At 48.7% G+C, this 2,342-nt stretch carries 3 protein-coding genes; all 3 read right to left on the reverse strand.

What is annotated here, in order from left to right:
* Window positions 1–1,267: hypothetical protein (locus F3J08_RS16730; protein WP_205207141.1), on the reverse strand; the 1,267-nt coding region annotated here is incomplete at its 3' end.
* A 12-nt stretch (window positions 1,268–1,279) separates the two neighbouring features.
* Window positions 1,280–1,861 carry a hypothetical protein gene (locus F3J08_RS16735; protein WP_166931881.1) on the reverse strand — a complete coding sequence of 194 codons (582 nt, stop codon included), beginning with the start codon at window positions 1,859–1,861 and terminating at the stop codon, window positions 1,280–1,282.
* Window positions 1,861–2,342 (reverse strand): HlyD family efflux transporter periplasmic adaptor subunit (locus F3J08_RS16740; protein ID WP_166931884.1); only part of this gene is annotated, 482 nt, incomplete at its 5' end. The genes F3J08_RS16735 and F3J08_RS16740, both read right to left, overlap by 1 nt.

Consider the following 2,342-nt stretch of genomic DNA (forward strand, 5'->3'; position numbering starts at 1 on the left):
CGTCGTTATCGGCGTTGCTAAGATTCAGAGAGCCACCATCTCCGCTGGTCACCGTATCGCCGGTGCCTGTAAGGGACGTGGCGGTATCCGATCCCATCGTCACCGTATCGTCATTGCCGTTCAGCGTGTCATTGCCGACATTGTCACCGAAATTGAACGTCTCCTTGCTCGCTCCCCAGATCGAGCCGGTGAAGTTCTCGCTCGAGCCGCCGACATTCACGACGTCTCCCGTGCCTTCCATGTTGAACGTGTTGTTGTCCGAGAACGGATTAACGTTCAGCGTGACATTGCTGCCGGGATTGAGTGTGTCGCCATTCGCTCCAGACAGAGTGATCGTGCCGCCATTACCGTCCGTGATATTCTGGCCTGATCCTTCTGCGAAAAAATTAATGTCATTGCCAATATTGACAATCACATTAATTGCAGATGATTCGATATTTCCGTTCTGGTCTGTATAGCCCAGAGGATCGGAACTACTTACTCCGTTTGGTTCTGATATATCGACATTGTTTCCGGATGAGTCTGTAATAGCTTGGTTCGTTATATTGCCGGATGCATCATAGGAATATTTTGTGCTATCGGCCGTTGATCCATCACTGTTGATAGTTTTTATCACCGAGTCCGAAGAACCATCATTCTGTATGATTAGTGACCCTTTTACATCACCCCTGCCGTTCATATAATCTATTTTTATAAGTCCTGAATCATTACTATCTATTTTTTCATCATCACTTCCATTTACTCCTGGTAAAGAGAAAATATTTCCTATTCCAGGTGTAAAATACTTCTCGAACCAGCCTGCGTCCTGCGGCTCAGATATGCCAGCGGCATCAAGTGCCGTAGCCGCAGAAGAGTTGGAGTTTTGTGTTAGCGCGCCATATTGAATATTTGCTGACTGAATATTACTAAATGTACTTTCAATAGTATTCCATTGCGAACTTAAATCACTCCCAGAAGCAACCTCCTCCTGATGCCAAGGCGCATTTGATGAACCTAAAATTTCTGAAGTGTTACTTGCGTCAATAGATCCTGACTGTTTTACCAAAGTTCCAAGGGGGGAAGACGCTCCGACGGCAACGGCAGCCTCCGTATCCACGAGATCCAGAGCTTTCATCGCTGCCGAATCACTGGCGGGAGATGACGGAGTAGCAAATGCATACTCCATACTCCCATCGGCTCTCGTATATATCAAAGTCTCATGGTAGGCGACATCACCAAGAGGACTTGTGATTGGTTTGTATACAATTGCAATGCTTTCATTTGGCATTTTACTGTCTCCTTAAAGAGATTCAGGCACGATTGAGGAAATTATCCCGTAAACATAATCGTATTCGCCGGGAATTTTGGGGCGCAATATGACGTAAACCCACGTCTTGAAACCTGAATTTGTAGGCGGAAGAAGATCGTAGGATTGAGCGAAAACATCGAAACGGTCAGGACGATTGCCGGGCGGATTCAAAGGTGGCTCAGGCGATACATCGAAGCCAGCTGATCTGAGAATTTCCTCCGCTTTTTTGAAAGAAATGCCGATAGGCAAGTATTTCAATACGGTTGGCGTTATATCATTTCCCCTTACCTTGTAATTCAGGCGCTTTTCAGCGATGCGTGTATGAAATTGTTGAACAATATCGTTGCGGAGTGCCGTTCCCAATTGTTTTTCTGTCATTTGATACATCTTTTCTGTGTAAGCATGAGATGAATAAGCCGTTGACGACAACGAAGCCGATAAAGCGAATACAAAAAAAAAGAGATTACGACTTCTCTTTGTTACAATATCAATTCCGATTTTCCGAATGATCGGTCCCCAAGTGCCGAACTTTTCATATGTGCGGTACGGACGAATCTGCGACCATAATCTCATCACCTTTCCCTCCCTGCGTTATGGACGTATCGCTGGATGGGCGAGAGGATGTAGGAGATAACGCGTCGTTTTCCTGTGACGATCCCCGCCGTCACAGCCATACCGGCCCTGAGCCGGGCTGTTCCCACCTCTGTCTCGATCTCCTGGCGATCGAGCGCAATCCGCGCAACGTAGCCGCTGCCCTCTCCCCCATCGAGATCGGTCTCCGAACCCGCGCCGGTCGCCTTGCCCGCCCTGCCATGTCCATCGGGATCGTTCAGCGCATCGACCGTTTTCAGATCATCGGCCATGCTGGTCCGGCTGATCGAGACCACATGCCCCGGTACAAGGCCGTAGCGCGTGAATTTGAACGCTGCCACCTTCACCTGCACTTTTTGGCCCTCGCTCACGAAACCAATATCCCTATTGGTGATCTCTGCCTCGACATCGAGCTTGCCGTCATCGGGGACGATGACCATCAGTCGGTCCCCGGCCGTGACCA

The organism is Asaia sp. As-1742, from assembly GCF_011753235.1.
Classification (GTDB): Bacteria; Pseudomonadota; Alphaproteobacteria; order Acetobacterales; family Acetobacteraceae; genus Asaia; species Asaia bogorensis_B.